Here is a 26,665-nt window from a genome sequence, read left to right on the forward strand (position 1 = left end):
ACGAAGGCGACAGCGCAGTTTGGATACACCAGTGTATCGAACGTCGTAGGCTTTTCGTCATGTCCTCGTTCCTCTTCCGGCTCGGCCGCCTCACGGCCCGACGCGCCCGGTCCGTGGCGCTGGCCTGGGTGGTGCTGCTCGTCGCGCTCGGCGCTCTCGCAGCCGTCGCGGGCGGCCAGCTCGAGGACGACCTGACCATCCCGGGCACCGAGGCCCAGGAGGGCCTCGACGTCCTCGACACGCGTTTCCCCGAGCTGGTCGGCGCCACCGGGCAGATCGTGTTCCGTGCCCCGGACGGCGAGCGGGTGACGGCCTACCGCGGCGAGATCGAGGACCGGATCGCCGCGGTGAAGGAGGTCGAGGACGTCCGCTTCGTCTCCGACCCGTTCGAGCGCGAGAACCGGGCGCTGTCGATCTCCGAGGACGGCCGTCACGCCCTCGTGCAGGTCCAGCTCGGCATCGAGCTGGAGCAGGTCGACGAGGACCTGACGAGCGCCATCGACGACGCCGCCACCGGGCAGGCCCAGGACGAGCGGGTGTCGCGCGACCTCGACGTGCTGCTCGGCGGCCAGATGTTCACCACCACCTCGACGCCGGTCTCGCCCACCGAGGCGGTCGGCGTGCTCGTCGCGCTGCTGGTGCTCGTGGTCACCCTCGGCTCGTTCGTCGCCGCGGGCATCCCGCTGCTCACCGCGATCCTGGGCGTCGGCGTCACGATGGCCGGGCTCGTGGTGCTGGCGTCGTTCACCGCCATCAACTCCTCGACGCCGTCGCTGGCGATCATGATCGGCCTCGCCGTCGGCATCGACTACGCGCTCTTCATCGCCTCGCGCCACCGCGCGCAGCTCGCCGAGGGCATGGCGGTCGAGGAGTCGATCGCCCGGTCGGTCGCCACGGCCGGCAGCGCGGTCATCTTCGCCGGCGCGACCGTGATCATCGCGCTGTCGGGCCTGGTGGTGGCCCGCATCCCGTTCCTGGCCGTCATGGGCTTCGCGGGGGCGGCCGCGGTCGCCGTCGCGGTCGCGATCGCCCTCACGCTGGTCCCGGCCGCCCTCGCCCTGGTCGGCGAGCGGCTGCGACCCCGCGCCCCACGACGCCGGCGCCGCACGCGCGATCGGGACCGGCCACGACGTACGACGGGGGAGCGGTGGGTCGCGCTGGTGACCCGACGCCCGGCCCTGACCACGGTCGTCGTCCTGGCCGGCCTGCTGCTCATGGCCTTCCCGGCCAAGGACCTCGCCCTCGGGCTGCCCGACACCGGGTCGGCGGAGCGGGGCTCGAGCGAGCGCCGCACCTACGACCTCGTCAGCGAGGAGTACGGCGCCGGCTTCAACGGCCCGCTCCTCGTCGTGGTCGACATCATCCGCACCCGCGAGCCGGTCCAGGTGATGGAGCGCATCGGCGACGACCTGGCCACCACCCCCGGCGTCGAGGCCATCGCCCTCACCACGCCGAACCGCTCGGCCGACCTCGGCATCGTCCAGGTGATCCCGGAGAAGGGCCAGACCGACCCCGACACCGCCCAGCTGGTGCGCGACCTGCGCGACCGGGCGGGCGAGATCGAGCAGCGCTACGACGTCACCGACGTCAAGGTCACCGGCCAGACGGCCGTCACCATCGACGTCTCCGACCGGCTGGCCGGGGCGCTGCTGCCCTTCGGCCTCGTCGTGGTCGGGCTGTCGCTGCTGCTGCTCACGATCGTCTTCCGCTCGGTCGCCGTACCGGTGAAGGCCACGCTGGGCTACCTGTTCTCCGTCGCGGCCAGCTTCGGGGTCGTGGTGATGGTCTTCCAGTACGGCTGGCTCGCCGACCTCGTCAACGTCGAGCGGACCGGCCCGGTGCTGTCCTTCCTGCCGATCATCCTGATGGGCGTGCTGTTCGGCCTCGCCATGGACTACGAGGTGTTCCTCGTCGCCCGCATGCGCGAGGACTGGGTGCACCACGGCGAGGCGCTCGCCGCCGTCCGCCGCGGCTTCGTCAGCAGCGCGCGGGTGGTGGTCGCGGCCGCCGTGATCATGGTGGCCGTCTTCGCCTCCTTCGTGCCGCACGGCGACTCCTCGGTCAAGCCGATCGCTTTCGGCCTGGCCGTCGGCGTGCTGGTCGACGCCTTCCTCGTGCGCATGACGCTGGTGCCGGCCGTGCTGGCGCTGCTCGGCGAGCGGGCCTGGGCGCTGCCCGGGTGGCTCGACCGGCGCCTGCCCGCCCTCGACGTCGAGGGCGAGGGCCTCGTCGCCCACCTCGAGCACGAGGACTGGGTGGCCGAGCACGGACCCGCCGTCGTGCGGCTCGAGGGCTTCGGCCTCGACGACCCCGGTCGGGACCGGCCGCTGGTGGACGGCCTCGACCTGGTGGTCCGCCCCGGTGAGGTCGCGGTGCTCACGGGCGAGGCCACCGCTCGCCGGGCCGTCCTCGCCGTCGCCGCCGGCCGGCTCGCCCCGCGCCGCGGCACCGTCGTGGTCCTCGACCGCGTCCTGCCGGCGGAGAGTGCCGCCGTGCGGGCCCGGGTCGGGGTCGACGTACGCCCTGGCGACGTGCGCCAGGCGCGCGACCTCGTGCTGCTGGACCTCGACCACCTCACCGAGGACGACGCGCACCACCTGGCCGGGCTGGCGCACGCCGGCGCGGCGGTGCTGGTCGCGCTCACCCCGGAGGCCGCCGACAGCGCCCCGCTCGCCGCGCTCGGCGACGACGTACGGCGTGTCGACCTGCCGACCGACCCCCAGACGGACCGGACCGCCGACCGAGAGGACGTGCTCCAGTGACCACCCCCGCCCCTGACCCCGCCGCCACCGGCGACCGCGTCGGGTTCGGTCAGCGGCTGCGCGCCCACCGCCTCGTCGTCGGCGTCCTCCTGCTGCCCGTGCTCATCGGCTCCCTCGTCGTGTGGTCGCTGGCCGACCGCGCCGAGCAGACCACCCAGGTGCCGGCCGCCGTGGTGAACCTGGACAAGCCGGTGCTGGAGAAGGGCAAGCCACCGGTGGCGGCCGGACGGCTGCTGGCCGCCGGGCTGACCTCGCCCCGCGACGAGACCGCGCCCACCTTCGGCTGGACGCTCACCGACGCCGACGACGCCCGGAGCGGCCTGGCCGACGGCTCCTACTACGCGGTGATCACGATCCCGCCCGGCTTCTCGCGCACGCTGTCGGACACGCTCACCGGCAAGGAGCCCCGCCGCGCCACCATCGGCGTCACCAGCACCGACGAGACGTCGGCCCTGGTCGGCGAGGTCAGCGACCAGGTGGCCCGGGTGTCGGCCGACCGGCTCGGCGAGCGGGTCACCACGACGTACCTCGACCAGGTCTTCTCCCGCACCGGCGACCTCGCCGACCGGCTCGGGGAGGCCGCCGACGGCGCCGAGCGGATCGCCTCGGGCACCGAGCGGCTCGGGTCCGGTGCCGGGGAGCTCGCCGACGGCGTGGACCGCCTCGCCACGGGCTCCGACCGGCTGGCGGACGGCGCGGACCGGCTCGCCGACGGCGGCACCCGGCTGAGCCAGGGCACCCGACGGCTCACGGACGGCACGCAGCGTCTGGCCGGCGGAGCCGACCGCCTCGCCGACGGCCTCGGGACGCTCGAGCGCCGCACCGACCCGCTGCCGGAGCAGACCGATCGGCTGGCCGACGGCGCCCGCGACCTGTCCCGGGGCGTCGTGCCCTACACGAAGCTGCTGCGCGGCTGGTCCGACGCCTGCGCCGACCCGCTCATCGTGGCTCGCGCAGCCCGACTCTGCCTCCTCACCGAGCGGGCGGTGGGTGTGCAGGACCGCAACGCCAAGAAGCTGGCCGAGGGCTCGCGTCGGCTCGCCGCCGGCACTCGGCAGCTGGCCGACGGCGTCCCCGAGCTGACGCAGGCGCTCGACCGCGCCGCCGGGGGAGCCCGCAGCCTCGCGGGCGGCGCCGACCGGCTCGCCGACGGCACCGGCCGCCTCGCCGACGGCGCCGCACGGCTGTCGTCGGGCTCGCAGCGTCTGGGCGACGGTGCCCGCCGTCTGTCCGACGGAGCGCAGCAGGCCGCGAGCGGCGCCGACCAGCTGGCGGAGGGCACCGGCCGCCTCGGCGACGGCTCGACCCGCCTGGCCGACGGCCTCGACCGCGGTGCCGAGGCGATCCCCGCCTACGACGCCGAGGAGAGCAAGGACCTCGCGGACGTCATCGCGGCCCCGGTGGCCGCCCGCGTCGACGACGGCCAGACCCCCGACGGCGCGACCCAGCTCGCCCCGGCCGCGATCGCGTTCGCCCTGTGGCTGGGCGCCTTCGCGACCTACCTCGTGCGGTCTGCGCTGCCCGACCGGCTGCTGGGCCGGGCCTCGTCGGCCACACGGCTGGCCGGGGCCGGCCTGAGGCCGGGGCTGCTGATCGGCGGGGTCCAAGCCGTCCTGCTGTACGTCGCCCTGCTCGCGCTGGGCGCCGACCTGGGCTCACCGCCGGCCGTGCTCGCCGTGATGGTGGTGGCCGCGCTGTCCTTCGCCGCCGTCCACCAGGCGTTCGTGGCGCTGCTGGGCCGCCGCCGGGGCTGGATCGCCGGGATCGGCTTCGCCACCGTGCAGGCGGTGTCGCTGGGCGGGGTCATCCCGCTCGACACGGCACCCCAGCCGCTGCAGGCGCTCAACGGGCTGTTGCCCATGACGCGGGCCGCGGACGGCCTCGCCGCCACCGCGCTCGACGGGCCCGGCTCGGCCGTGCTGGCCGTCGTCGTGCTGCTGCTGTGGGCCGGTGCGGCCTTCCTGCTCACGACCCGGGCCGCCGCAAGGGCCCAGCAGGTCGACGTCGCCGACCTGACCGAACCCGACCGTCGGGTGCCGATGTCGTCGTAAGGCACAGGCCCGCGCTCAACCGACGTCCACCAAAGGAATCCCGACCGACACCTCGAGGCCGGTTGCGGCTCGTCCGTCGGGGAGCAGCCCACCTGGCACCGATCGGATCTCGACGGGTGTGCCGGCGACCACGCCTCGCCAGCTCTTCCTCTCGACACGACACTCCTCGATGCGCAGACCGATGGCGGTCCGGACGTCGCACTCGAGGAAGGGGATTCCGTCGCGGATCCACTGACCGGAGAGGTCGGTGGTTCTGTTCCCGGTGGCACTGCTGAGCAGGGTGATGTGGGCGGCGACGATCTGGTCGCGATGTTCGGTGAAGCGGACCTGCAGGCCATCCCTCGCTCGGTAGCAGGCGCTCGCACAGGTGAAGCCCGTGGCGCGAAGCGCGGCGACGGCGGTGCTGGTAGCGGTCGCGTAGTGGTCGCCGCCACGTGGCCAGCTGCGGTCGCGCAGGTCGGGCGTCCTGATCTGCAGGGCGAGCGGTTGGCCGGTGTAGAACGTGGACAACGACCAGCTGGCGTTGGCCGTGCGCTCGTCGTGCGTCGAGAACTGGTCGTCGGCGTCAGGCGCCGCCTCGCCGCCGAGCGGGAAGAAGCCTGGGGTTGGCTGCGCGTCCCGGATGAGCTGGTCGACAGCGGCGCGGTCCTGGGGCCACAGGCGAAGGAACGAGTGGTCGAGGACCCGGTCCAGTCGGCTCCTGGCGGTGTCGATCGATCTCGCCGGCCCCAGACCGATGTCGGCGTAGAGCACGTGGCCGCTGGTGTCGGCGATCATGTCGACATCGGCACCGATGCCCGGCGTCTGGCAGGCGATCTGCACGGCGCGGTCGTTGCTCCGGGCCTGGACGCACCAGAACCCACTGCTCCGGAGTCCCGCAACGACGTGGCTGGCGTGGCCGTCGACGATGTCGTCGGTGGCCACCGAGACCTCGGCGAACCCGGAGTGGTCGTAGGGAGCAGAGGGGCCGCGGAGCTGGCCGTGGCGGGTCGCACCCACGGTGATCGCACCAGCGAGCGAGATCGAGAGGACGGCGGCGGTCACCAGTCGGCGCCTGTGCAGCGCCGGCAAGGTCACCGCGGGACTTCCGTCACAGGGGCCGGGTCCGGGGCGACGGGACGTCGGACGCAGCAGTGGTGGTCAACATCGAGACGCCCCACTGAAGGCGTCCCAGTGCCACGACTCAGCGGAGTACTGCTGCAGGCCCACAGCGGAGGCCTCCCGCTCGAGGAATCTCCACACCCTGCTGCCGGGGTCGGTCGCGCGGCGTCGGCCACAGGTCGTTCCGCCGGTGGCGTAGGTGCCGGCGAAGTCGACGGCGACTCCGAGCTGATGGTTGGAGTATCCGGGTGGCGCGATGTAGGTGTGGTCACCCTGTCGGCAGTCGGCGTCGGCTCGGCAGAGGTCTCGTTGACGCTCTCGGCTTCGGAAGGCGCTGTTGGCGAACAGGGGCACCCCGCGCTCTGCGGCGCGTCGGTGGAGCAGCTCCACAGCGGCAGAGACCCGGGCGTTGACCACGGCCCGTCGGCGTGCGCCGGGTATGTAGTAGGGGCTGCCTGGCGTGCTCTCAAGGCTGTCACTGCGCAGCTCGTCGACGGCACAGAGCCTGATGCTGACGCGGCGTCCTGAGACGAATCCCGGGTGGATCCCTACCGACTGGGTTCCCGGGGCACATGCGACGGCCCGTGAGCTTCGCGGGAGAGGACCGCGAACGAGACAATCCGTCCGCGGTCGTCGGGTTCCGGGCTCCGCCGGCCCCGACGCGGCGTTCGGAGCGGGAACCAGACAGGTCTCCGCCGGCCTGTCGGTCACGGAGGGGGTCGCCGAGGGGGGCTGCTGGGGGCTGGCGGGTGTGGTCGCGGGTGAACATCCGGTCAGGACGGCGAGGAGCGCAATCGCCGCCGGCAGCACCGGCGAACGCTCGGCTCGACATCGCATGCGGCCGATGCTGGAGGGACGAGGGCACGGAAGTCAAAGACGCTGGGAGCAACCTTTCGCAGGAAACACGCGTCTGGACCCAGAAGGCACGATCTGCCTTCGTCCGTGTGTTGCCACCCGAGGAGCCTCGATGTTCATGTCCCGCCCGTTCGCCCGGACCAGCACTCTTGCGGCCACCGCCGTCGTGCTCACCACCCTGAGCGGTCCCTCCGTCGCCGACACGACCAGTCGACCCGAGGCGGAGTCGGCCGCGCGGTCCGGCGACGCGTCGCGCACCGTGGCCGTGCGGCAGGTGGACAGGAAGCCGCTCGGTGCTGCGCCCTCGGTCGCCGTCGTCGACCCGACCCGCGGAACCATCGGCTCCGGAGCGCGCCAGGCCACCTACGACGCGGAGATGTTCGTCAACAGCGCGCGGGCCGCCGGAGCCGCGCGCTACGTCGTCCACAGCGGCAACGAGCTCTACGTCGCCGAGCACGGGGCGCCGGCCAGGTTCCTCGCTGACCGAGCATCGCGCGGCTATCAGGTGAGCGGATCACGACACGACCGTGTCGCCTACTACGAGAACGCGCCGACCGGGCCCCGACTGACGGTGCGGCGAGTGCGCGACGGTGAGGTGGTCGGCCGGCTGGGGGTTGCCCGCGGGGTCACGCCCCTGGCCTACCGGGACGGTCGTGTGTGGTTCACGCGCGGAGACAGCCTGGTGACCTGGTCGCCCGGTACCGGCCTGGTGCAGCCGGCTGGCACGTCAGCTCCCGAGGCCATCGACCTCACCGCCGGTGCCGGTGTCCGGCACGCCAGTGACGGCCGCAACGTCTTCTTCCCGCTGCGAGCGGGGGCCGGGTGGAAGCCGTGGCGCACGAGCGGCGCGGGTTCCGCGCTGGCCTGGTCTCCCGACGGACGTCGGGTAGCCCTCGGCGTCACCGGCAACCGCGACGGCAGCCTGCGCAGGATCGAGATCCGCGAGGCGCGCACCGGGAGCCTTGTCCGGGCGTTCGTGACGGACGCGGAGTTCCAGTTCAGCCTGCCTGCCCTCCGGTGGGAGACGGACAGCGCTCTGCTCGTGCCGTTCCAGAACGGTCCGCGCGGCACGCACGTGGTGCTGCGGCTGCGTGCGAACGGAGCCGTGGAGCGCGCCAGCTCGTTCGGGCCGTCGAGCTTCGAGCCCGGACCGTTCCCGGTCTGGACGCCGAGCGGACCGTCGAGCGACGTCTTCCACTGAGGTCCACGGGCACACGGGAGCGCTCGGGTGCTGCGTGCGGGTGCCACTGTGCCGACATGCGCGCGATGGTGATCGTCAACGACCGGCATGCTCCGACGTCGGATCCGCTTCGGGTGGATCGAGGACGACGGCGCGGTGGTGGTGGGCGGCGCCGAACAGCTGACCGAGCGCGTGCGCTCGCTTGAGGAGCAGGTGGGCGTCGTGCTCCCAGGTGATGGCGATGCCACCGTGCAGCTGCACGGTCTCCGCCGCCACGTCCATCAGCGCCTCGGTGCACCAGGCCTTCGCGACGGACGTCCGGCGCACCAGGTCGTCGACATCGCTCCCGTCGGGTGCTCCGAGGGCGGCGGCCACGGCCAGAGTCGCGTCGAGGGCAGCGGACCGCGAGGTCTCCACGGCGACCAGCATCTCGGCCATCCGCTGCTTGAGGGCCTGGAACGACCCGATGGGCCGGCCGAACTGCACCCGCTCCTTGCTGTAGGCGACGGTCGTGTCCAGCCCGCGCTGGGCCGCGCCGACGGCCAGGCAGGAGACGACCGCGGACCCGACGGCCTGCAGCACTGGGGCGCCGTCGGTGAGGTCGCCACCGATCCGCGTGGCCGGGACGGTGTCGAGGTCCACCCGTGAAAGCCGCAGCGTCTGGTCCATCGAGTCCACGTGGACGCGCGTGAGGCCGGGGGCGTCGGGGGCGACCTCGAAGAGCCCGAGGCCGTCGTCGGTGGTCGCCAGCACCAGCAGGACCTCGGCGGTGTCGCCGTCGAGGATGATGTCGAGTACGCCCGACAGCGTCCCGTCGGCGAACGCCCGAACGGGCTCAGGCTGCGCCGCGCGGTCGACGCACGGCGAGGAGGTCGGGCCGGACCAGCCGAGGGTTGCCACCGCTCCCTCGGCGACGCGGGGGAGCAGGCGGGCCGACGCGTCTGCGTCGTCCGCGAGCAGCAGCGCGGCGACGACGAGGACGCCCGCGGGCAGGGGGGTCGGGGCGAAGGCGTAGCCGAGCCGCTCCAGGGCGACCGCGGTCTCGGCGAAGGTGAAGCCGGCTCCGCCGTGCTCCTCGGGCACCATCAGCGCCGGCACCCCGACCTGCTCGACGAGCAGCCGCCACAGCGCGGGGTCGAACCCGCCGGGCTGGCCGATCGCCGCCCGCACCGCCGCGGAGTCGCCGTGCCGGGCCAGCAGGCCGCCCAGCAGCTCGTCGAGCTCGCGCTGCTCGACACTCTGCACCAGGTCGGTGGCGTCGGCGGCGTCGGCGGTGTGTGCGGGCTCAGGCATCCGCGGCCACCGTCAGCGCCTCGAGCACCCGGGCCCGGTGGAAGGCGGCGCCGCCCCACGTCCCGACGAGGGCGCGCACCTTGAGGATCGCCAGCGACAGGTCGTGCTCCTCGGTGTAGCCGATCGCGCCGTGCAGTTGCAGCGCCGTGCGCGCTGCGAGGTACGCCGCGTCGCCGACCCGCACCCGCGCCGCCGACACGTCGCGGGACCGCACCGACACCGACCCGTCGAAGGTGACGGCCGCGCCGAGCACCAGCGGGCGGGCGAAGTCGAGGGCGATCCGCACGTCGGCCAGCTGGTGCTTGAGCGCCTGGTAGGAGCCGATCTCCCGGCCGAACTGCCGCCGCTGCTTCACGTAGGTCACGGTCGTGGCCAGCAGGTGCTCGCCCAGCCCGAGCAGCTGCGCCGAGACCGCGAGCACGGCCTGGTCGAAGGCCCGCTCGAGCGCGGATGCGTCGACCTCGGCCACGGGGTCGGCCGCGTCGACCTCGACGAGCCGTCGTGCCGGGTCGACGGAGTCGTGGGTGGCCCCGAGCCGTGCGGTGGACACGGTGGTGCCCTGCACGACGTACACCTGGGAGGCGACGGCGGCGTCCAGCGCCCGGGGCACCAGCGGCGGCACGGCGACCGTGCCGACCTCGCCGTCCGCGAGGCGTCCGAGCGCGTCCGGGTCGCTGAGCAGGGCCGGCAGGTAGGCGGCGGACTCGACCCACGGCCCGGGCACGCCGGAGCGGCCGAGGGCCTCGAAGGCGACGCACAGGTCGACGGGCGAGGCGCCGAGGCCACCGGCCTCCTCCGGCACCGCGAGGCCGCACACACCCTGCTCGGCCAGTCGTCGCCACAGCGCGAGACCGGCGTCGGGCTCGTCGCGGGCCCACGCCCGCGTCGCCGCCGGCACGTCGGCGCCACTCAGTAGGTCAGTCAGCGCGGCGGCGAACCCGCGCTGCTCGTCGGTCAGCGTGAACCTCATCGACCCGCCCCCTTCGCTCCGGCCTGGCGGCCGTCGCCTCTGGGCTCGCGCGGCAGCCCGAGGAGGCGCTCGGCCACGATGTTGCGCTGGATCTCGTTGGTCCCGGCGTAGATCGGGCCGGACAGGGAGAACAGGTAGCCGTCGGCCCACGCCGACCCGGCCAGCTCGGCGTCGGGCCCGAGCAGGTCGAGGGCGGCCTCGTGCAGCGCGATGTCGAGCTCGGACCAGAACACCTTGTTGACCGACCCGGCGGCACCCAGGTCGCCACCGCCGGCGAGGCGCGTGACCGTGCCCCAGGTGTAGAGCCGGTAGGCCTGCGCGTCGATCCAGGCATCGGCCACGGCGTCGCCCAGGTCGGGCCGCGACGAGCCGTGCTCGGCCCAGAGCATGACCAGCCGGTCCGCCGCGGCGCAGAACCGGCCGGGGGAGCGCAGCGACAGTCCGCGCTCGTTGCCGGCCGTGCTCATCGCCACCCGCCAGCCGTCGCCCGGAGCGCCGAGGACGTCGGCGTCGGGCACGAAGACGTCGTCGAAGAACACCTCGGCGAAGCCGGGCTCGCCGTCGAGCTGCGCGATCGGGCGGACCGTGACCCCATCGGCGTCGAGCGGGAAGAGGAAGTAGGTCAGCCCGGCGTGGCGGGACGCGTCCGGGTCGGAGCGGAACAGCCCGAAGCCCCAGTCGGCGTACGTCGCCCGCGAGCACCAGACCTTCTGCCCGTCCAGGCGCCACCCACCCCGTTCGTCGTCGCGTCGGGCGGTCGAGCGCAGCGAGGCGAGGTCGCTGCCGGCCTCCGGCTCGGACCAGCACTGCGCCCAGATCCGCTCCCCGGTCGCCATCGACGGCAGGAACCGGTCCTGCTGCTCGGGGGTGCCGTGCTCGAACAGGATCGGCGCGAGCAGGAAGATGCCGTTCTGGCTGACGCGGCCCGGGGCACCGGCGCGGTAGTACTCCTCCTCGAACACCACCCACTCCACCAGGGAGGCGTCGCGACCGTGGTGCCGCTCGGGCCACGAGACCACCGACCAGCCGGCCTCGGCCAGGCGGGACTCCCAGGCCTGGTGGGCCTTCCAGCCCGCCTCGGTGTCCATCGACGGCAGCGGCTCGGCCGGCACGTTGTCCGCCAGCCAGGCGCGCGCCTCCGCCTGGAAGGCCTGCTCGGTGTCGGTCAGGTCGAGGTCCATCAGCTCTCCTCCTCGTGCGGTCGTCCCTCGCGCAGCACGCGCTTGAGGATCTTGCCGGAGGGGTTGCGCGGGAGGGCGTCGACGAAGACGACCTCCCGGGGCACCTTGAAGTTCGCCAGCCGTTCCCGGGCGTACGCCGTCACGTCGGCCTCGCTCAGCGCCGACCCCTCACGCCGTACGACGTAGGCGCGGCCGACCTCGCCGAGGCGGGCGTCGGGGACACCGACCACCGCGGACTCGACCACGCCGTCGAGCCGGGCCAGGGCCTGCTCGACCTCCGCGGGGTAGACGTTGAAGCCGCCGGTGATGACGACGTCCTTGAGGCGGTCGGTGATGCGCAGGTAGCCGGCGTCGTCGACGCGACCGACGTCGCCGGTGTGCAGCCAGCCGTCGGGGTCGATCGCCTCAGCCGTCGCGTCCGGGTCGTCGAGGTAGCCGAGCATGACGTGGTCGCCGCGCAGCAGCAGCTCGCCCTCCTCGCCGACCGGCAGCTCGTCGCTGGTGCCGGGCGCGGCGATCCGCACCTCGAGGGCCGGGACGGCGCGTCCGCAGGTGCCGGCGACCAGCGCGGCGGGATCCCCGCGCCGGCACATCGTCGCGACCACGCACTCGGTCATCCCGAACGCGGTCAGCACGAGGTCGAAGCCCAGCTCGCGCTGCATGCGCTCGACGAGCGCGACCGGCACGACAGCGGCTCCGGTGACCGCGAAGCGCAAGGAGGACAGGTCGTGACCGGCGCGATCGGGCGCCTCGAGCAGCATCGTGTAGATGGTCGGGGCGCCCGGCAGCACGGTGATGCGCTCGGTCTCGACCAGCCGCATCATCGCCGTCGGCTCCACGACGGCCATCGGCACCATGGTGGCGCCGGTCAGCAGGCACACGACCATCCCGGCCTTGTAGCCGAAGGAGTGGAAGAACGGGTTGACCAGCAGGTAGCGGTCGTCGGCGGTGACCTCGCCCAGCTCGCCCCAGATGCGGGCCACGCCCACGGTCTGGCGGTGGCTCGACAGTGCGCCCTTGCTGCGACCGGTCGTGCCGGAGGTGAAGAGGATGTCGGCGACGTCGTCAGGGGAGACGCGGTCGGCGAGCCCCTCCACGTCGACGTGCACCAGCCACTCAAGACCGGGCCACTCCCTCACCAGCCCCGCGTCGTCGGGTCCTCCGAGCTCGACCACCGGCGGCAGGGTGACACCGGCCTCGGCGGCGGCGGCATCGACCTCGGCGCGCTGGGAACGCCCGAGGAACCCGGAGTCGAGCACGAGCAGACGGGCGTCGGTGCGCGCCAGGACGTCGGCGACCTCGTGACCGGTGAAGCGGGTGTTGAGCGGGACGAGGACCCCGCCGACGTACGACACGGCGAGCGCTGCGACGGGCCAGCGCCAGGTGTTGGGGGCCCACACGGCGACGCGGGCGCCGGGGCCGACGCCGCAGCGGACGGCGTAGTGCTCGGCGGTGTCGCGGACGAGGTCGAGGAGCTCCGCGAAGGTCAGGGTGACGTCGCCGTCGACGATCGCCGGCCGGTCGCCGTACCGTGAGGCAGCGGCGCGCAGCACCTCGGGCAGGGTCTCCGCGTGGCCCGAGGACGCCTCGGGGGCAGCGGGGGACAGGCTCATCACGCTCTCCGCGGTCGGGACGACGGTGGGCAACCAAACAAGTGCTTGGTAGGCTACCAAACATGTCCGAGCCCGCCCAGGTCGCCGCGTTCCGCGCCGAGGTGCGCGCCTGGCTCGCCGAGCACCTCACCGGTGACTTCGCCGCGCTGCGGGGACGGGGCGGCCCGGGACGCGAGCACGAGGCCTTCGAGGAGCGCCGGGCGTGGGACCGGCACCTGGCCGCGCACGGCTGGACCTGCCTCGGCTGGCCCGAGGCGTACGGCGGGCGCGGGCTGACCCTTCGTGAGCAGGTCGTCTTCCACGAGGAGTACGCCCGGGCCGACGCACCTGCCCGGGTCAACCACCTCGGCGAGGAGCTGCTCGGTCCGACCCTGCTGGCCTTCGGCACCGAGGCGCAGAAGCAGCGCTTCCTCGAGCCGATCCGGACCGTGAGCGAGCTGTGGTGCCAGGGCTACTCCGAGCCGGGGGCCGGCTCCGACCTGGCCGCCGTGCGGACGAAGGCGGTCTTGGTCTCGACAGGCTCGACCGGCGGGGGCTCGACCGGCGGGGGCTCGACCGGCGGGGTCTCGACAGGCTCGACCACCGAGGAGTGGGTGGTCGAGGGGCAGAAGGTCTGGACCTCGCTGGCCCACCAGTCCGACTGGTGCTTCGTGCTGGCGCGCACTGAGCCGGGCTCGGAGCGCCACCACGGCCTGTCCTTCCTGCTGGTCCCGCTGGACCAGGAGGGCGTCGAGATCCGACCCATCCGGCAGCTGACGGGCACCTCGGAGTTCAACGAGGTCTTCTTCTCCGGTGCCCGCACCGACGCCGACCTGGTCGTCGGCGAGCCCGGCAAGGGCTGGGCGGTGGCGATGGCGCTGCTCGGCTTCGAGCGCGGCGTCTCCACGGTGGGCCAGCAGGTCGGGTTCGCCCGCGAGCTGGACGCCGTCATCGCCTCGGCCCGCGCGAACGGCGCCTACGACGACCCCGTCCTGCGCGACCGGCTGGCCCGCGCCGCCGTCGGCCTGCAGGTCATGCGCAGCAACGTGCTGCGCACCCTGGCCGAGAACCTCGGCGGAGGAGCGCGCGAGGAGCGCGGCCAGGACAGCATCGCCAAGCTGGTCTGGGCGCGCTGGCACCGCGACCTCGGCGAGCTCGCGATGGCCGTCCGCGGCGCCGACGGGCTCACCACCGGTCCCGACCACGACCTCGACGACGCCCAGCGCCTGTTCCTCTTCAGCCGGGCCGACACGATCTACGGCGGCTCCGACGAGATCCAGCGCACCATCCTCGCCGAGCGTGTGCTCGGCCTGCCGCGCGAGCCGAAGGGGACCGCCCGATGACCGCCACCCGCCCGGAGCAGCCGACACCCGCCTACGTGCCGCCGCACGACCTGCTGCGCGACAAGGTGGTGGTCGTGACCGCGGCCGCCGGTGCCGGGATCGGCGCGGCCGTGGCGCGGCGCGTCCTGGAGGAGGGCGCGCGCGGGCTGGTGATCGGCGACACCCACGAGCGTCGGTTGTCGGAGGCACAAGAATCCCTCGCTGGCGAGTTCGGCGCGGACCGGGTCACCGCGGTGCCGTGCGACGTGACGTCCGAGGAGCAGGTGGGCGCGCTCCTCGATGCCGCCGAGCCCTTCGGTGGCGTCGACGTGATGGTCAACAACGCCGGCCTTGGCGGCACCGCGTCGGTGCTCGAGATGACCGACGAGCAGTGGTCGCGCGTCCTCGACATCACCCTCACCGGCACCTTCCGCTGCGTCCGGGCCGCCGCGGCGCGCATGAAGGACGCCGGGCGCCGCGGCGTGATCGTCAACAACGCCTCGGTGATCGGGTGGCGGGCCCAGGAGGGCCAGGCCCACTACGCCGCCGCGAAGGCCGGGGTGATGGCCCTGACCCGGTGCGCCGCCCTCGACGTCGCGCCGTACGGGATCCGCGTCAACGCGGTCTCGCCCAGCCTGGCCATGCACCCCTTCCTGGCCAAGGTGACCTCCGACGACCTGCTCGCCGAGCTCAAGCAGCGCGAGGCCTTCGGGCGCGCCGCCGAGCCGTGGGAGGTCGCGAACGTCATGGTCTTCCTGGCCAGCGACTACGCGACCTACCTCACCGGCGAGGTCGTCTCCGTCAGCAGCCAGCACGCCTGAGCGAGAGGACCCCTGATGGCCAACCGACGAGACGAGCTGCTCCGCATCGCGGGCGAGCTGTTCGCCCGGCGCGGCTTCACCAACACGACCGTGCGCGACATCGCCGACGCCGCCGGCATCCTGTCGGGCAGCCTCTACCACCACTTCGACTCCAAGGAGTCGATGGTCGACGAGCTGCTGCGCACGTTCCAGACCGACCTGTTCGCGACGTACGACGAGATCCTGGCGCGCGGGCTCGACGGACGCGCGACGGTCGACGCCGTGGTCCGGGCCTCCTTCGAGGCCATCGACCAGCACCACGACGAGGTGGCGATCTTCCAGAACGACGCGGGCCACCTCATGGGGCTCGAGCGGTTCTCCTACCTGCGCGAGCACAACAAGCGCTTCCGGGAGATGTGGACGTCGCTGCTGGCCGATGGGGTCGCCGCCGGCGACCTCCGCGCCGACCTCGACCCCGAGCTGACCTACCGCTTCATCCGCGACACGGTGTGGGTCGCGGTGCGGTGGTACCGGCCCGGCGGCTCGCCGACGGCGAGCGAGGTGGCCGACCAGTACCTCGCGATCCTCTTCGACGGGATCACGCAGGATCTCGACAAGCTCGATCACCGTGAGCCGCTCGATCACCGTGAGCCGCTCGATCACCGTGAGCCGCTCGATCACCGTGAGCCGCTCGATCACCGCACTGACGGAGGGAGCGACCGTGGCTGAGGCCTACGTCGTCGAGGCCGTCCGCACCCCGGTCGGCCGCCGCCGCGGGTCGCTGGCGGGGGTGCACTCCGCCGACCTCGGCGCCCACGTGCTGCGGGCGCTGGTCGAGCGCAGCGGTGTGGACCCTGTCGCGGTCGACGACGTGGTGATGGGCTGCTGCGACACCATCGGCTCCCAGGCCGGCGACGTCGCGCGCACGGCGTGGCTGGTCGCTGGCCTGCCCGACGAGGTGCCCGGCGTGACGATCGACCGGCAGTGCGGGTCGTCGCAGCAGGCGGTGCACTTCGCCGCCCAGGGCGTCATGTCCGGCACCCAGGACCTCGTCGTCGCCGGTGGCCTGCAGAACATGTCGGCCATCCCGATCTCGGCCGCGATGCTGGTGGCGCAGGACTACGGCTTCACGACGCCCTTCGCCGAGTCGCCGGGCTGGGTGGAGCGCTACGGCGACGCCGAGATCAGCCAGTTCCGCAGCGCCGAGATGATCGCGGAGAAGTGGGACGTCAGCCGCGCCGACATGGAGGCGTTCGCCCTCGAGTCCCACCGGCGTGCGCTCGCCGCGATCGCGGAGGGCCGCTTCGAGCGGGAGATCGCGCCGCTGGGGGAGGCGGCCGTGGACGAGTGCCCGCGGGCCGACACCTCGCCCGAGCGGATGGCGGCCCTGCAGCCGCTGCTGCCCGACGGCCGGATCACCGCCGGCGTCTCCTCCCAGATCAGCGACGGCGCCTCGGCGATGCTCCTCGCCTCGGAGCGCGCGGTGGCCGAGCACGGTCTGACCCCGCGCGCCCGCATCCACCACCTGTCGGTGCGCGGCGACGACCCGGTGTGGATGCTGACCGGGCCCATCCGGGCGACCCGGCACGCCCTCGAGCGCGCTGGGATGAGCGTGGACGACATCGACCTCTTCGAGTGCAACGAGGCGTTCGCGTCCGTCGTGCTCGCGTGGGAGCGCGAGCTCGGCGTGCCCCACGAGAAGGTCAACGTCAACGGGGGAGCGATCGCGCTCGGCCACCCCATCGGCGCCACCGGCACCCGGCTGATGACGACGCTGCTGCACGAGCTGGAGCGCACCGGCGGGCGTTTCGGGCTGCAGACGATGTGCGAGGGCGGCGGGCAGGCGAACGTGACGATCATCGAGCGGCTGTGACGGTCCCGGTGGTCGAGCAGCGAGCCGTGTGACGCGCGCCGCGGACTGCGGCGTACCGCACCCGGGTACCGTCCACCTGTGTCCAGTCTCGTCGGTCGGTTCGACCGGTTCCAGCGTCGCCGTCGCTCCGTCGGCATCCCGTTGGCCGTCGTCTACAAGTACTTCGACGACCAGGGACCGTTCATGTCGGCGGCTCTCACCTACTACGCGTTCGTCGCGATCTTCCCGCTGCTGCTCCTGCTGAGCTCGTTCCTCGGCTGGCTGCTGGCCGGCAACGAGACGCTGCAGACGCGGCTGCTGCTCGGCACGCTGGGGCAGTTCCCGATCGTCGGGGACCAGCTGGCGCAACCGGAGAAGCTGCAGGGCAGCGCCTGGTCGATCACGATCGGCCTCCTGGTCGCGCTGTACGGCGTCACGGGGCTGGGCCAGGCGGCGCAGAACGTCCTGAACACCGCCTGGGCCGTGCCGCGCAACAGCCGGCTGAACCCGGTCGTCAGCCGCTTCCGCAGCATCCTCGTGATGGTCTTCGGTGGCTTCGTCGTCGTGATGCTGACCGTGGCCGCGAGCTTCCTGACGAACCTGTCGACCTTCGGCGTCGACGCCGAGGGGTGGCTGCAGGGGCTGAGCACGGTCATGTCGCTGGTCGTGACGGCCGCGGTGTTCAGCCTGATGATGCGCTACACGACCTCGCGCCGGCCGTCGTTCTGGACCGCGCTGCCGGGAGGCATCACGATCGCCGTCGGGTGGCACCTGCTGCAGCGCCTCGGCGGCGTCTACGTCAGCCGGGTCATGGACCGCGCCACGGAGCTCAACGCCATCTTCGCGCTGGTCCTCGGGCTCATCGCGTTCATCTACCTGGCCTGCATCATCGCCGTCATCGGTGTCGAGGTCAGCGTGGTGCTGCGGCGCCGGCTCTATCCCCGGGCGCTGCTGACGCCGTTCACCGACGACGTCGAGCTGACCGAGGCCGACCGCCGCGCCTACGACAGCTACGCCAAGTCGATGCGTCACAAGGGCTTCCAGCACGTCGAGGTCACCTTCGACGACCGGGTCTCCTACGAGCCCGAGTTCGACACCAGCGCCATCCCCAAGGTCGACCCCGGCCACCAGCCCTCACCCCCCTCCGGCTCCACCTCCCGCTGACCCCACCTCCCCGCGAGGCGTCGGTTGTGCAGGCGCGAGACGCCAGTTCTGCAGGCGCGAGAGGGCAGTTGTTGCGGTTCGCCCAGGCTTCGAGGTGTCTGATCCGCACGGATCGACGCCTCGGACCCGCACAACTGACGTCTCGGCCCTGCAGAACTGACGGCGGATTCAGGGGGTGGTCGCAACACCTGGGTGTTGGTCGTCTTCGAGCAACTTAGTGAAAACCTCGGCGGGGGTGAGAAAGTCGAGTCGTTTGCGGGGGCGGTTGTTGAGCTCCTCGGCGATGGCGTCGAGGTCGGCGCGGGTGTGGACCGAGAGGTCGGTGCCTTTGGGCATGTACTCGTGCAGCAGGCCGTTGGTGTTCTCGTTGCTCGGCCGTTGCTGGGGACAGCGAGGGTCGGCGAAGTAGACGTCGATGCCGGTGGCGGCGGTGATGTCGGCGTGGCGGGCCATCTCGACGCCGCGGTCCCAGGTCAACGTCTTGGTGAACCACGTGGGCAGCGCGTTCATCTGCTCGCTGACGCCGGCGGCGACCTTCTCGGCTCCCCAGCCCTGGGGCAGGTGGATGAGGGTGACGTAGCCGGAGTGGCGTTCGACGATGGTGCCGACCGCGGAGTTCGAGGCCAGTGAGCCCTTGATGAGGTCACCTTCGTGGTGACCGGGGACCAGGCGGCCTTCGACCTCGGCTGGTCGGTCGTGGATGGAGACCATGTTCGCGATCCGAGGCGCCCGCGTGCTCCGCTGCCCGCGCGGGCGGCGGGTGGTGCGTCCGCTGCGCAGGTGGACCTTCAGCTCGCGGGTCAGCTCACCACGCGGGTAGACATACAAGCTCTGGTAGATCGTCTCGTGGCTGATGCGCATGGACTCATCTTCGGGGAACCGCACCGGAAGCCGCCCGGCGATCTGCTCGGGCGAGAGCAGCTTGTTGAGCATGTAACGAACCCGGGCCCGCAGTCGCGGGTTCGAGCTGAGCTTGGAGGGCTTGGGTCGCCGTTGGCGCACCCAGGCCTGGGTGTGGGCGATCTCGGGCAGGTAGTGCCCGGTCTTGGTGTGGTGGTTGCGAGCCAGCTCGCGGCTGATCGTCGAGGGGTCACGACCCACTTGGCGGGCGATCGCGCGCATCGACCACTGAGCATCGTGCAGGCGCGCTATCTCGCGCCGCTCGTCGAGACTGAGGTAACGCGCGTCGTACTCGACGCTTTCAGGTCGGGGCACGCCACCGAGACTGGCCAGCATCCGGTAGACCGTGCGCGTCGACACACCGGCACGCACAGCAATCTCAGCGCGAGGCGCACCTCGACGTAACAAGCAGTGAATGAGCTCTCGCTGCTCCACAGGCATCGGCGGAGTAGGCACCGCAATCTCCTCATCGAAGGAGGTGTTGCGACATTCCTCTGAACCTGCCGACGTCCCGGACCTGCACAACTGACGTCTCGGACCTGCACAACTGACGTCTCGCGAGAGGGGGAGGGTCTGGTGGGGAGGGAAGAGGCGTGACTAGGGTCCGAGCATGACGACCGAGAGCTCCGCGATGCCGTCCGAGTCGGCGGGCGAGACCGACGTACCGCTGCTCGAGGAGACCATCGGCGAAAACTTCCGCCGCACCGCGGCGACCTACGCCGACCGCGAGGCGCTCGTCGAGGTGGCCAGCGGGCGGCGCTGGACCTGGGCCGAGCTCGACCGCGACGTCGCGGCGCTGGCGCGCGGCCTCATCGGTGCCGGCATCGCGACAGGCGACCGCGTCGGCATCTGGGCCCCCAACTGCGCCGAGTGGACGATCCTGCAGTACGCCGCCGCGGAGGCGGGCGCGATCCTCGTCAACGTCAACCCGGCCTACCGCACCCACGAGCTGGCGTACGTCGTCAACCAGTCGGGGCTGCGGCTCCTGGTGGCGGCCACCTCGTTCAAGACCAGCGACTACCGGGCGATGGTCGAGGAGGTGGCCGGCGAGTGCGACACCCTGGAGCGCACGGTCTACCTCGACACCGACGACTGGGCCGCGCTCGTCGCCGAGGGGGACGCGGTCTCCGAGGACGACCTCGCCGAGCGGATGGCGTCGCTCGACCCGGGCGAGGCGATCAACATCCAGTACACCTCCGGCACGACCGGGTTCCCCAAGGGTGCGACGCTCAGCCACCGCAACATCCTCAACAACGGCTACTTCACGACCGAGCTGATCAACCTCACCCACGAGGACCGGCTCTGCATCCCGGTGCCCTTCTACCACTGCTTCGGCATGGTCATGGCGAACCTCGGCTGCACCACCCACGGCGCGACCATGGTCATCCCGGCCCCCGGTTTCGATCCCGAGATCACCCTGCGCACAGTCGCCGAGGAGCGCTGCACGGGCGTGTACGGCGTGCCGACGATGTTCATCGCGATGCAGAACCACCCGACCTTCGCCGAGCACGACCTGAGCGCGCTGCGCACGGGGATCATGGCGGGCTCGATCTGCCCGGTCGAGGTCATGAAGCGCTGCGTCGAGGACATGCACATGAGCGAGGTCTCCATCGCCTACGGCATGACCGAGACCAGCCCGGTCTCCTGCCAGACCCGCGCCGACGACGACCTCGAGCGGCGTACGGCGACCATCGGCCGGGTCCACCCGCACGTCGAGATCAAGGTCGTCGACCCGGTGACGGGACAGACGCTGCCGCGCGGGGAGACCGGGGAGTTCTGCACCCGCGGCTACTCGGTGATGCTCGGCTACTGGCAGGAGGAGGAGAAGACGCGCGAGGCGATCGACGCGGACGGCTGGATGCACACCGGCGACCTGGCGGTGATGCGCGAGGACGGCTACTGCAACATCGTGGGGCGCATCAAGGACATGGTCATCCGCGGCGGGGAGAACATCTACCCCCGCGAGATCGAGGAGTTCTTGTACACCCACCCCGATGTCGAGGACGTGCAGGTCATCGGCGTCCCGGACGAGAGGTACGGCGAGGAGCTCTGCGCGTGGATCCGTCTCAAGGACGGCTCGGACCCGCTCGACGCCGAGGCCGTCCGCGCCTTCGCGAGCGGAAGGCTGGCGCACTACAAGATCCCGCGCTACGTCAAGGTCGTCGAGGAGTTCCCGATGACCGTGACCGGCAAGATCCGCAAGGTCCAGATGCGCGAGGAGAGCGCCGCCGAGCTAGGCCTCGCCTGACGCCGGCCGCCCGAAATCCCGTTGCCCGTGCGTCCGTGCAGCGGGATCGTGGACGGCATGGACTTCCGACCGCTGGACCCCGACGACCTCGGGACGATGAAGCAGGTCGTCGACCTCGAGAACGCCACCGAGGCCGTCGACGGCCCCTGGCGCCACCCGATGACGCTGCGCACGCTCGACGCCGAGATCCGCTGGGCCTGGGACCTCGAGCCCGGCCGCCACGTGGTCGCCTTCGACGGCGACACCTTGGTGTCCCACGGCGTGCTGGAGCTCACCGAGCGGGACAACCTCGACCTGGCCTGGTTCGGGATATCCGTGCCGCCGGAGCTCCGTCGGCGCGGCTACGGCACGGCGATGCTGCGCCACCTGGAGGAGGAGGCCCGGGCCGCCGGTCGCACGAAGGCCGGCGCGTTCTGCTGGGACGGGTCGCCGGGAGCCGACTTCGCCGCTGCCCACGGCTACCCGAAGCGCTTCCAGTCCGTCAACCGCCGCCAGCACCTCGAGGACGTCTCGCTCGCCAAGGTCCGCGCACTGTACGACGCTGCGGTCGCCTCCGCGGGCGACTACGAGCTGGTGCTCGTCAAGGGCCGCACCCCGCCGTCGATGCTGGAGTCGATGGTCGACATGGTCGCGGCGATCAACGACGCCCCGCTCGACGACCTCGACATGGAGGACGAGGTGTTCTCGGCCGAGCGGGTGGCGGCGTACGAGACGGCTCAGCTCAACGCGGGCCTGAGGCTGCACCGCTACCTCGCCCGGCACCGGACGACCGGCGAGCCGGCCGGCAACACCGTGGTCGCCGTCGAGGAGGAGCGTCCGCAGATCGCCCACCAGCACGACACGTCCGTGGTGGCCACGCACCGCGGCCACCGGCTCGGGCTGCTGCTCAAGACCGCGATGCTGCTGCACCTGGCCGAGGCCGAGCCGCAGGTCCGCTCCATCGACACCTTCAACGCCGAGTCGAACGACCACATGATCGCGGTCAACGAGGACCTCGGCTACCGGTGGATGGGCCGGGGCCTGGGCTTCCAGCGCTCCCTGGTCGGCTGAGTCTCGGGGGCCGCGCCGGTAAATGGGTGGCTCCTGCCCGCCCGCCCCGGCACTGTGGAGCCATGGACATCACCCCGCTCAGCGCCGACGACCGTGGAGCCCTCGACCAGGTGGTCGACCTGCTCAACGCCGCCTGGGCGCTCGACGCCCCGTGGCAGCACCCGGTCACGGCGCGGAAGATGCGCGACCAGGTCCTGCGGGGCTGGGACGGCGAGCCCGACGACTTCTTCGTCGGCGTCGAGGGCGACCAGGTGGTCGCCCTCCTCAGCTTCTTCGCGCCGTCGTGGGACAACCCGGAGCTGGCCTGGCTGAACCTCACGGTGCACCCGGAGCACCGCGGGCGGGGGCTCGGCGACGAGGGGCTGCGCTTCCTGCTCGACCGCGCGGCGGCGGCCGGCCGGACGAAGCTCGGCGCCGACTCCTGGGACGGCTCGCCGGGCAACGCGTGGCTCGACAAGCGCGGCTTCACGCAGGGCTCACGGGCCATCAACCGGCGCCAGCACCTCAGTGAGGTGTCCCTCGGCGACGTCCGCAAGCTCCACGACGAGGCAGCCGAGGCAGCAGCGGCGTACGAGCTGGTCAGGATCGCGGGGGCGACCCCGGACGACCTCATGCCTGCGGTGGCCGAGATGACGGCCGCCATCAACGACGCGCCTCTCGACGACCTGGACATCGACGACGAGGTGTTCCCGCCGGAGCGGATCACGGCGTACGAGCAGGCCCAGCTGGCCAACGGCATGCGCTTCTACCGGTTGCTCGCGCGGCACCGGGAGACCGGCGTCCTCGCCGGGCACAGCGTGGTCGCCGTCGAGGACGAGCGCGACACGATCGGGCACCAGCACGACACCACCGTCGTGCGGAGCCACCGCGGGCACCGCCTCGGGCTGCTCCTCAAGGCAGGCATGGTGCTGTGGCTGGCCGAGGTGGAGCCGCAGCTCGAGACGGTCGACACCTGGAACGCCGAGTCCAACGACCACATGATCGCGGTCAACGAGCTGCTCGGCTACCGGTGGATGGGCCGCGAGCACCAGTACATGCTGCACACCGGTTGAGCGGTCCGGGTCCGCTCACCCCAGGCGAGCGAGCCCCGGACCGGTGAGACGTCGTACGGCGGCCTCGGTGCGGCCGGTGGCCAGCAGCAGCAGGTCGCCGACCCGTCCCTCCACGGCGGCCCCGTCGCCGACGTCCACCGGCGCGTCCGTGGCCACCAGTCGCAGCCCCCGCAGCCGCTTGCGTGCGTGGAACGGCCAGCCCATCGACCACACCCGCTCGAACCCCGCCGCAGCAGCCTCGGCCGGCACCTCGCGCTCGATGCCGAGGGGCACCGCGATGTCCTGCCCGTGGACGATCGCGTCGAGCAGGATGTTCTTGGCGTTGGTGACGGCCGGCATCTTCCGCGACGCCGCGTCCCGGCGCAGCTCGTCGACCAGCACGTCGACCGGGCGCTCGGCGTGGGCCCGGGCCACGTCGCGGCCGAAGGCCCAGAGGTCGCCGCGCGCCTTGGCGACGCCCACGAGGATCGGGGTCAGCTTCAGCCCCTGGGGCGTCATCGCCACGTGGGCGGCCACGTCGCGCACGCGCCACTCCGAGCAGAGCGACTGCTGCTCCCACCGCTCGGGCGTGAGCCCCTCGAGCAGGTCGGCGAGCGAGAGCCGCTCGGCCTCGATCATCGCCCAGCGCTCCTCGGTCTCCATGTCGACCTCCTGCATTAGTCAGAGAGTCTGACTATCATCGACCCAGGAAGTCCGTCTGACAAGGAGTGGTCCATGCCGGATCCGTCCCTGGGGGTGCTGCTGTTCATCCCGACGCGCTACCTCGACCAGCGCATCCTCGGCGCCGTCGTCGACGCGGGCTTCCCGATCACGATGGCCCAGGCGAAGCTGCTCCAGCGCGTCGGCCCGGAGGGCACCCGCCTCAGCACGCTGGCCGAGGCCGCGGAGGTCACCAAGCAGAGCGCGGGCTACCTCGTTGACCAGCTCGAGGCCGCCGGGTACGCCGAGCGGGTGCCCGACCCCAGCGACGCCCGCGCCCGGCTCGTCCGACTGACCGCCCACGCGCGGGCGGCGATCGAGGTCGCCCGGGTCGAGGAGCGCCGCATCGAGGCCGAGTGGGTCGCGCACCTCGGCGCCGAGGCCGTCGAGACCATGCGGCACACCCTCCTGCAGCTGCGCACGATCACCGACCCCTACCTGTGAGCGGGCTCAGACCGCCTCGAGGCTGAAGAACAGGAAGCAGATGAACGACACGTAGGACCCGTCCGCGACCGGGGGCGGGAGCAGCTCGGGCGGGGTGTCCGGTGCGGGCCGTGGCTCGGTGATCGCCGCGATGCGGAAGCCGGCCTCCGCGAAGGCCTCGCTCATCGCGTGCAGGGGCCGGTGCCAGAAGGTCAGGATCGCGGTCTGCCCGGCGAAGTCGTAGTCCTCGGAGTACTGCGTGGGCACGAAGTAGTCGGACTCGGGGTAGACGATCGCGTAGGCCGCGGGATGGTTCACCGACACCAGCAGGCGCCCGCTCGGCTTCAGCACGCGCCGCAGCTCGGTGAGCGGGCCCGTCCAGTCCTCGAGGTAGTGCAGGACGAGGGAGGCGACGACGTCGTCGAAGACTCCGTCGTCGAAGGGCAGCGGTGCGGCGAGGTCGGCCACGTGGAGGTCGGCGTCCGCCCCCAGCCGCTCGCGGGCGAGGTCGACCATGGCGGCGCTGAGGTCGAAGCCCGTGACGCTCGCCCCCCGGTCGCGCAGGTCGGCCGCCAGCGGCCCGGACCCGCAGCCGGCGTCGAGCACACGGCGTCCCGCGACGTCGCCGGCGAGCCGCAGGATCTCCGGCCGCGCGTAGTGCGCGTTGAAGAGGCCGGTCTCGTTCTCCTGGGCGTAGGCGGCCGCGAAGTCGTCGTAGTCGGTCGGCGGGGTCGTCTTCGTTGCGGGCGTCTCGGGCACGGACCCACCCAACGTGACCCGCCGGTGCGAGGCAACCGACACGCCCGGTGCGCCGCGCGTCCTCAGCCGGTGACGCTCCGGGCTGCGGCGAGGATCCGGTCGAGCACCTTCGGCGTGTGCGGGTCGTCGAGCACCTCGCCCACCCACGCCTCGGCGTCGCGGCGCTCCGGCGAGCGGCGGTTGGGCACCAGCCAGTCGCGGGCGCCGAGCTCGGTGATGTGCCCGAGCTGCGCGACGAGCATCGAGAAGTCACCGCGGGTCGCCAGCCGGCCGGTGCCGCCGGCGCTCCGGTACGCCGCCAGCAGCTCGCGCACGCGCGCCGGGTCCTCACGGGCGAACTCGAAGACCACGCAGGCGAGCTCCTGGCTCGGGTCGGCGGGGCCGGTGTTCTCCCAGTCGATGACGCACACCCCGCCGGCTGCGGTCGGCAGCAGGTTGTCGGCCCAGAGATCGCGGTGGCAGAGCTGGAGGTGCTGCGGCGGCCGCAGCCACGACTCGAGGGCGACGAGCTCGTCGCGCAGGGCGGCCAGCCGCTCGGAGAACGGCGCCCCGGCCGCCCGCAGGTCGGCGACGAGGCGGTCCCAGCGGTCGGCTCCGACGGGTGCGGTGTACCAGGCGTCCGGCGTGCCGTCGGCGGGCACGGCCAGCGCGTGGACGGCGCCGAGGAGCCGCCCCACCAGCGTCGGGTCGAGCCGCGGGTCGGGCGGCAGCAGGTCGACCCACGAGTACACCCGGACCCGCCGGCCCGACACGTCCGCGAACACCCGACCGTCACGGGCTCGGCGTACCTCCGGGGTGGGGACGCCCGCGGCGTACGCCGTCTCCTGCAGCCGTGTCGACAGGGCGACCTCGGACTCGTCGACCGGGTCGAACGGCACCTTCACCGCCCAGGACCCCGACGCGGTGTCGAGACGCCACACGACGCCCTGCTTGCCACGCGCGACAGGTTCGTCCGACAGGCTCACGGCGCGGCCCAACCCGAAGGCGTCGGCGAGCTCGGCGGGGTCCACGCCTCCACTGCACCACTGGCGGGCCGCGCCTGTCACCGCGATATCGGCGTCGCTCAGGTGGGGAGCACGTCGGCGCGTGACTCGACCTCCGCGACCGGCGCCGTGAGCCGCCACGCCTCGAAGACGAGCTCGGCCAGCTCGTCGCGCGGCACGCCCTCGAGGTGCGCCACCACCCACCCGAACCCGCCGGCGGTGAACTGGACCTCGAACACCTCGGGCCGCTCGGCCACCAGCGCCAGCTGCTCGGAGACGGTCTGCTTGAGCCCCACAGTGTTGGTGCGCGGCCACAGGTAACCGAAGGTGCCCCGCCACCGCGAGCCGCCAGTAGCGGTCGTGGTCGGTGCGCGTGACCTCCGGCAGCTGGTCGACGAGCTCGACGACGTCGGAGATGGCACAACCGG

At 72.6% G+C, this 26,665-nt stretch carries 22 protein-coding genes; 12 read left to right on the top strand and 10 right to left on the bottom strand.

Annotated features, from left to right (window positions below; all coding sequences use genetic code 11):
• Positions 1–59 precede the first annotated feature (59 nt).
• A complete protein-coding gene (locus G7072_RS07690) occupies positions 60–2,762 on the top strand; it encodes an MMPL family transporter (protein WP_166085100.1) in 2,703 nt (900 codons plus the stop codon).
• A complete protein-coding gene (locus tag G7072_RS07695) occupies positions 2,759–4,813 on the top strand; it encodes a YhgE/Pip family protein (RefSeq protein WP_166085102.1) in 2,055 nt (684 codons plus the stop codon). Before G7072_RS07690 ends, G7072_RS07695 begins: the two co-directional genes overlap by 4 nt.
• A 15-nt stretch (positions 4,814–4,828) precedes the next feature.
• Here the strand turns inward: G7072_RS07695 and G7072_RS07700 are convergent, their stop codons facing one another.
• Positions 4,829–5,857, bottom strand: coding sequence for a hypothetical protein (locus G7072_RS07700; RefSeq protein WP_166085106.1), 1,029 nt, complete (start codon positions 5,855–5,857; stop codon positions 4,829–4,831).
• A 901-nt stretch (positions 5,858–6,758) separates the two neighbouring features.
• Between G7072_RS07700 and G7072_RS07710 the strand changes: the two genes are divergently transcribed.
• Positions 6,759–7,970 (top strand): hypothetical protein, encoded by a 1,212-nt coding sequence (locus G7072_RS07710; RefSeq protein WP_166085111.1) that lies wholly within the window; start codon positions 6,759–6,761, stop codon positions 7,968–7,970.
• A 75-nt stretch (positions 7,971–8,045) separates the two neighbouring features.
• Here G7072_RS07710 and G7072_RS07715 read toward each other — a convergent pair whose 3' ends face one another.
• Genes G7072_RS07715 through G7072_RS07730 form a run of 4 tightly spaced genes read right to left on the bottom strand, consistent with a single transcriptional unit; the run spans position 8,046 to position 13,006 of the window.
• On the bottom strand, positions 8,046–9,242 hold the full coding sequence (locus tag G7072_RS07715) for an acyl-CoA dehydrogenase family protein (protein ID WP_166085113.1): 1,197 nt from the start codon (positions 9,240–9,242) through the stop codon (positions 8,046–8,048).
• Positions 9,235–10,212, bottom strand: coding sequence for an acyl-CoA dehydrogenase family protein (locus tag G7072_RS07720; RefSeq protein ID WP_166085116.1), 978 nt, complete (start codon positions 10,210–10,212; stop codon positions 9,235–9,237). The genes G7072_RS07715 and G7072_RS07720 overlap by 8 nt, the downstream gene beginning before the upstream one ends.
• Complete coding sequence (locus tag G7072_RS07725; protein ID WP_166085118.1) at positions 10,209–11,393, bottom strand: acyl-CoA dehydrogenase family protein; 1,185 nt, start codon at positions 11,391–11,393, stop codon at positions 10,209–10,211. Before G7072_RS07725 ends, G7072_RS07720 begins: the two co-directional genes overlap by 4 nt.
• Entirely contained in the window at positions 11,393–13,006 is a 1,614-nt protein-coding gene (locus G7072_RS07730) for a FadD3 family acyl-CoA ligase (RefSeq protein ID WP_166085120.1), read from the bottom strand. Before G7072_RS07730 ends, G7072_RS07725 begins: the two co-directional genes overlap by 1 nt.
• A 62-nt stretch (positions 13,007–13,068) precedes the next feature.
• Here G7072_RS07730 and G7072_RS07735 point away from each other — a divergent pair, with 62 nt between their 5' ends.
• The 5 genes from G7072_RS07735 (at position 13,069) to G7072_RS07755 (ending at position 18,123) form a co-directional block, all read left to right on the top strand.
• A complete protein-coding gene (locus G7072_RS07735) occupies positions 13,069–14,328 on the top strand; it encodes an acyl-CoA dehydrogenase family protein (RefSeq protein ID WP_166085122.1) in 1,260 nt (419 codons plus the stop codon).
• The gene (locus G7072_RS07740; protein ID WP_166085124.1) at positions 14,325–15,128 is read left to right on the top strand and encodes an SDR family oxidoreductase; all 804 of its coding nucleotides are present in this window, start codon (positions 14,325–14,327) and stop codon (positions 15,126–15,128) included. The genes G7072_RS07735 and G7072_RS07740 overlap by 4 nt, the downstream gene beginning before the upstream one ends.
• A gap of 15 nt (positions 15,129–15,143) precedes the next feature.
• Entirely contained in the window at positions 15,144–15,836 is a 693-nt protein-coding gene (locus G7072_RS07745; RefSeq protein ID WP_166085126.1) for a TetR/AcrR family transcriptional regulator, read from the top strand.
• The gene (locus tag G7072_RS07750) at positions 15,829–16,980 is read left to right on the top strand and encodes an acetyl-CoA C-acetyltransferase (RefSeq protein ID WP_166085128.1); all 1,152 of its coding nucleotides are present in this window, start codon (positions 15,829–15,831) and stop codon (positions 16,978–16,980) included. The genes G7072_RS07745 and G7072_RS07750 overlap by 8 nt, the downstream gene beginning before the upstream one ends.
• A 78-nt stretch (positions 16,981–17,058) precedes the next feature.
• Positions 17,059–18,123, top strand: a complete 1,065-nt coding sequence (locus G7072_RS07755) for a YihY/virulence factor BrkB family protein (RefSeq protein WP_166085130.1) — start codon at positions 17,059–17,061, stop codon at positions 18,121–18,123.
• Between the two features lie 168 nt (positions 18,124–18,291).
• Here the strand turns inward: G7072_RS07755 and G7072_RS07760 are convergent, their stop codons facing one another.
• Entirely contained in the window at positions 18,292–19,359 is a 1,068-nt protein-coding gene (locus G7072_RS07760; protein WP_166085132.1) for an IS30 family transposase, read from the bottom strand.
• Positions 19,360–19,633: 274 nt separating this feature from the next.
• Between G7072_RS07760 and G7072_RS07765 the strand changes: the two genes are divergently transcribed.
• The 3 genes from G7072_RS07765 to G7072_RS07775 all read left to right on the top strand — a co-directional run bounded on the left by G7072_RS07765 (position 19,634) and on the right by G7072_RS07775 (position 23,373).
• Positions 19,634–21,271: an AMP-binding protein gene (locus G7072_RS07765; protein ID WP_240917200.1), complete on the top strand. Its 1,638-nt coding sequence runs from the start codon at positions 19,634–19,636 to the stop codon at positions 21,269–21,271.
• 57 nt (positions 21,272–21,328) lie between these two features.
• A complete protein-coding gene (locus G7072_RS07770; protein WP_166085134.1) occupies positions 21,329–22,321 on the top strand; it encodes a GNAT family N-acetyltransferase in 993 nt (330 codons plus the stop codon).
• A 62-nt stretch (positions 22,322–22,383) separates the two neighbouring features.
• Complete coding sequence (locus tag G7072_RS07775; protein WP_166085136.1) at positions 22,384–23,373, top strand: GNAT family N-acetyltransferase; 990 nt, start codon at positions 22,384–22,386, stop codon at positions 23,371–23,373.
• A gap of 15 nt (positions 23,374–23,388) precedes the next feature.
• Here the strand turns inward: G7072_RS07775 and G7072_RS07780 are convergent, their stop codons facing one another.
• Positions 23,389–24,015, bottom strand: coding sequence for a maleylpyruvate isomerase family mycothiol-dependent enzyme (locus G7072_RS07780; protein WP_166085138.1), 627 nt, complete (start codon positions 24,013–24,015; stop codon positions 23,389–23,391).
• Positions 24,016–24,087: 72 nt separating this feature from the next.
• Between G7072_RS07780 and G7072_RS07785 the strand changes: the two genes are divergently transcribed.
• Positions 24,088–24,516, top strand: coding sequence for a MarR family transcriptional regulator (locus tag G7072_RS07785; RefSeq protein ID WP_166085140.1), 429 nt, complete (start codon positions 24,088–24,090; stop codon positions 24,514–24,516).
• Positions 24,517–24,522: 6 nt separating this feature from the next.
• Here the strand turns inward: G7072_RS07785 and G7072_RS07790 are convergent, their stop codons facing one another.
• The 3 genes from G7072_RS07790 to G7072_RS20005 form a co-directional block, all read right to left on the bottom strand.
• Positions 24,523–25,254, bottom strand: a complete 732-nt coding sequence (locus G7072_RS07790) for a class I SAM-dependent methyltransferase (RefSeq protein WP_166085142.1) — start codon at positions 25,252–25,254, stop codon at positions 24,523–24,525.
• Positions 25,255–25,316: 62 nt separating this feature from the next.
• The gene (locus G7072_RS07795; RefSeq protein WP_166085145.1) at positions 25,317–26,264 is read right to left on the bottom strand and encodes an aminoglycoside phosphotransferase family protein; all 948 of its coding nucleotides are present in this window, start codon (positions 26,262–26,264) and stop codon (positions 25,317–25,319) included.
• Positions 26,265–26,317: 53 nt separating this feature from the next.
• Entirely contained in the window at positions 26,318–26,533 is a 216-nt protein-coding gene (locus tag G7072_RS20005; protein WP_240917201.1) for an MmcQ/YjbR family DNA-binding protein, read from the bottom strand.
• Positions 26,534–26,665: the final 132 nt, after the last annotated feature.

The sequence above is a fragment of the Nocardioides sp. HDW12B genome, from assembly GCF_011299595.1.
GTDB lineage: Bacteria > Actinomycetota > Actinomycetes > Propionibacteriales > Nocardioidaceae > Marmoricola_A.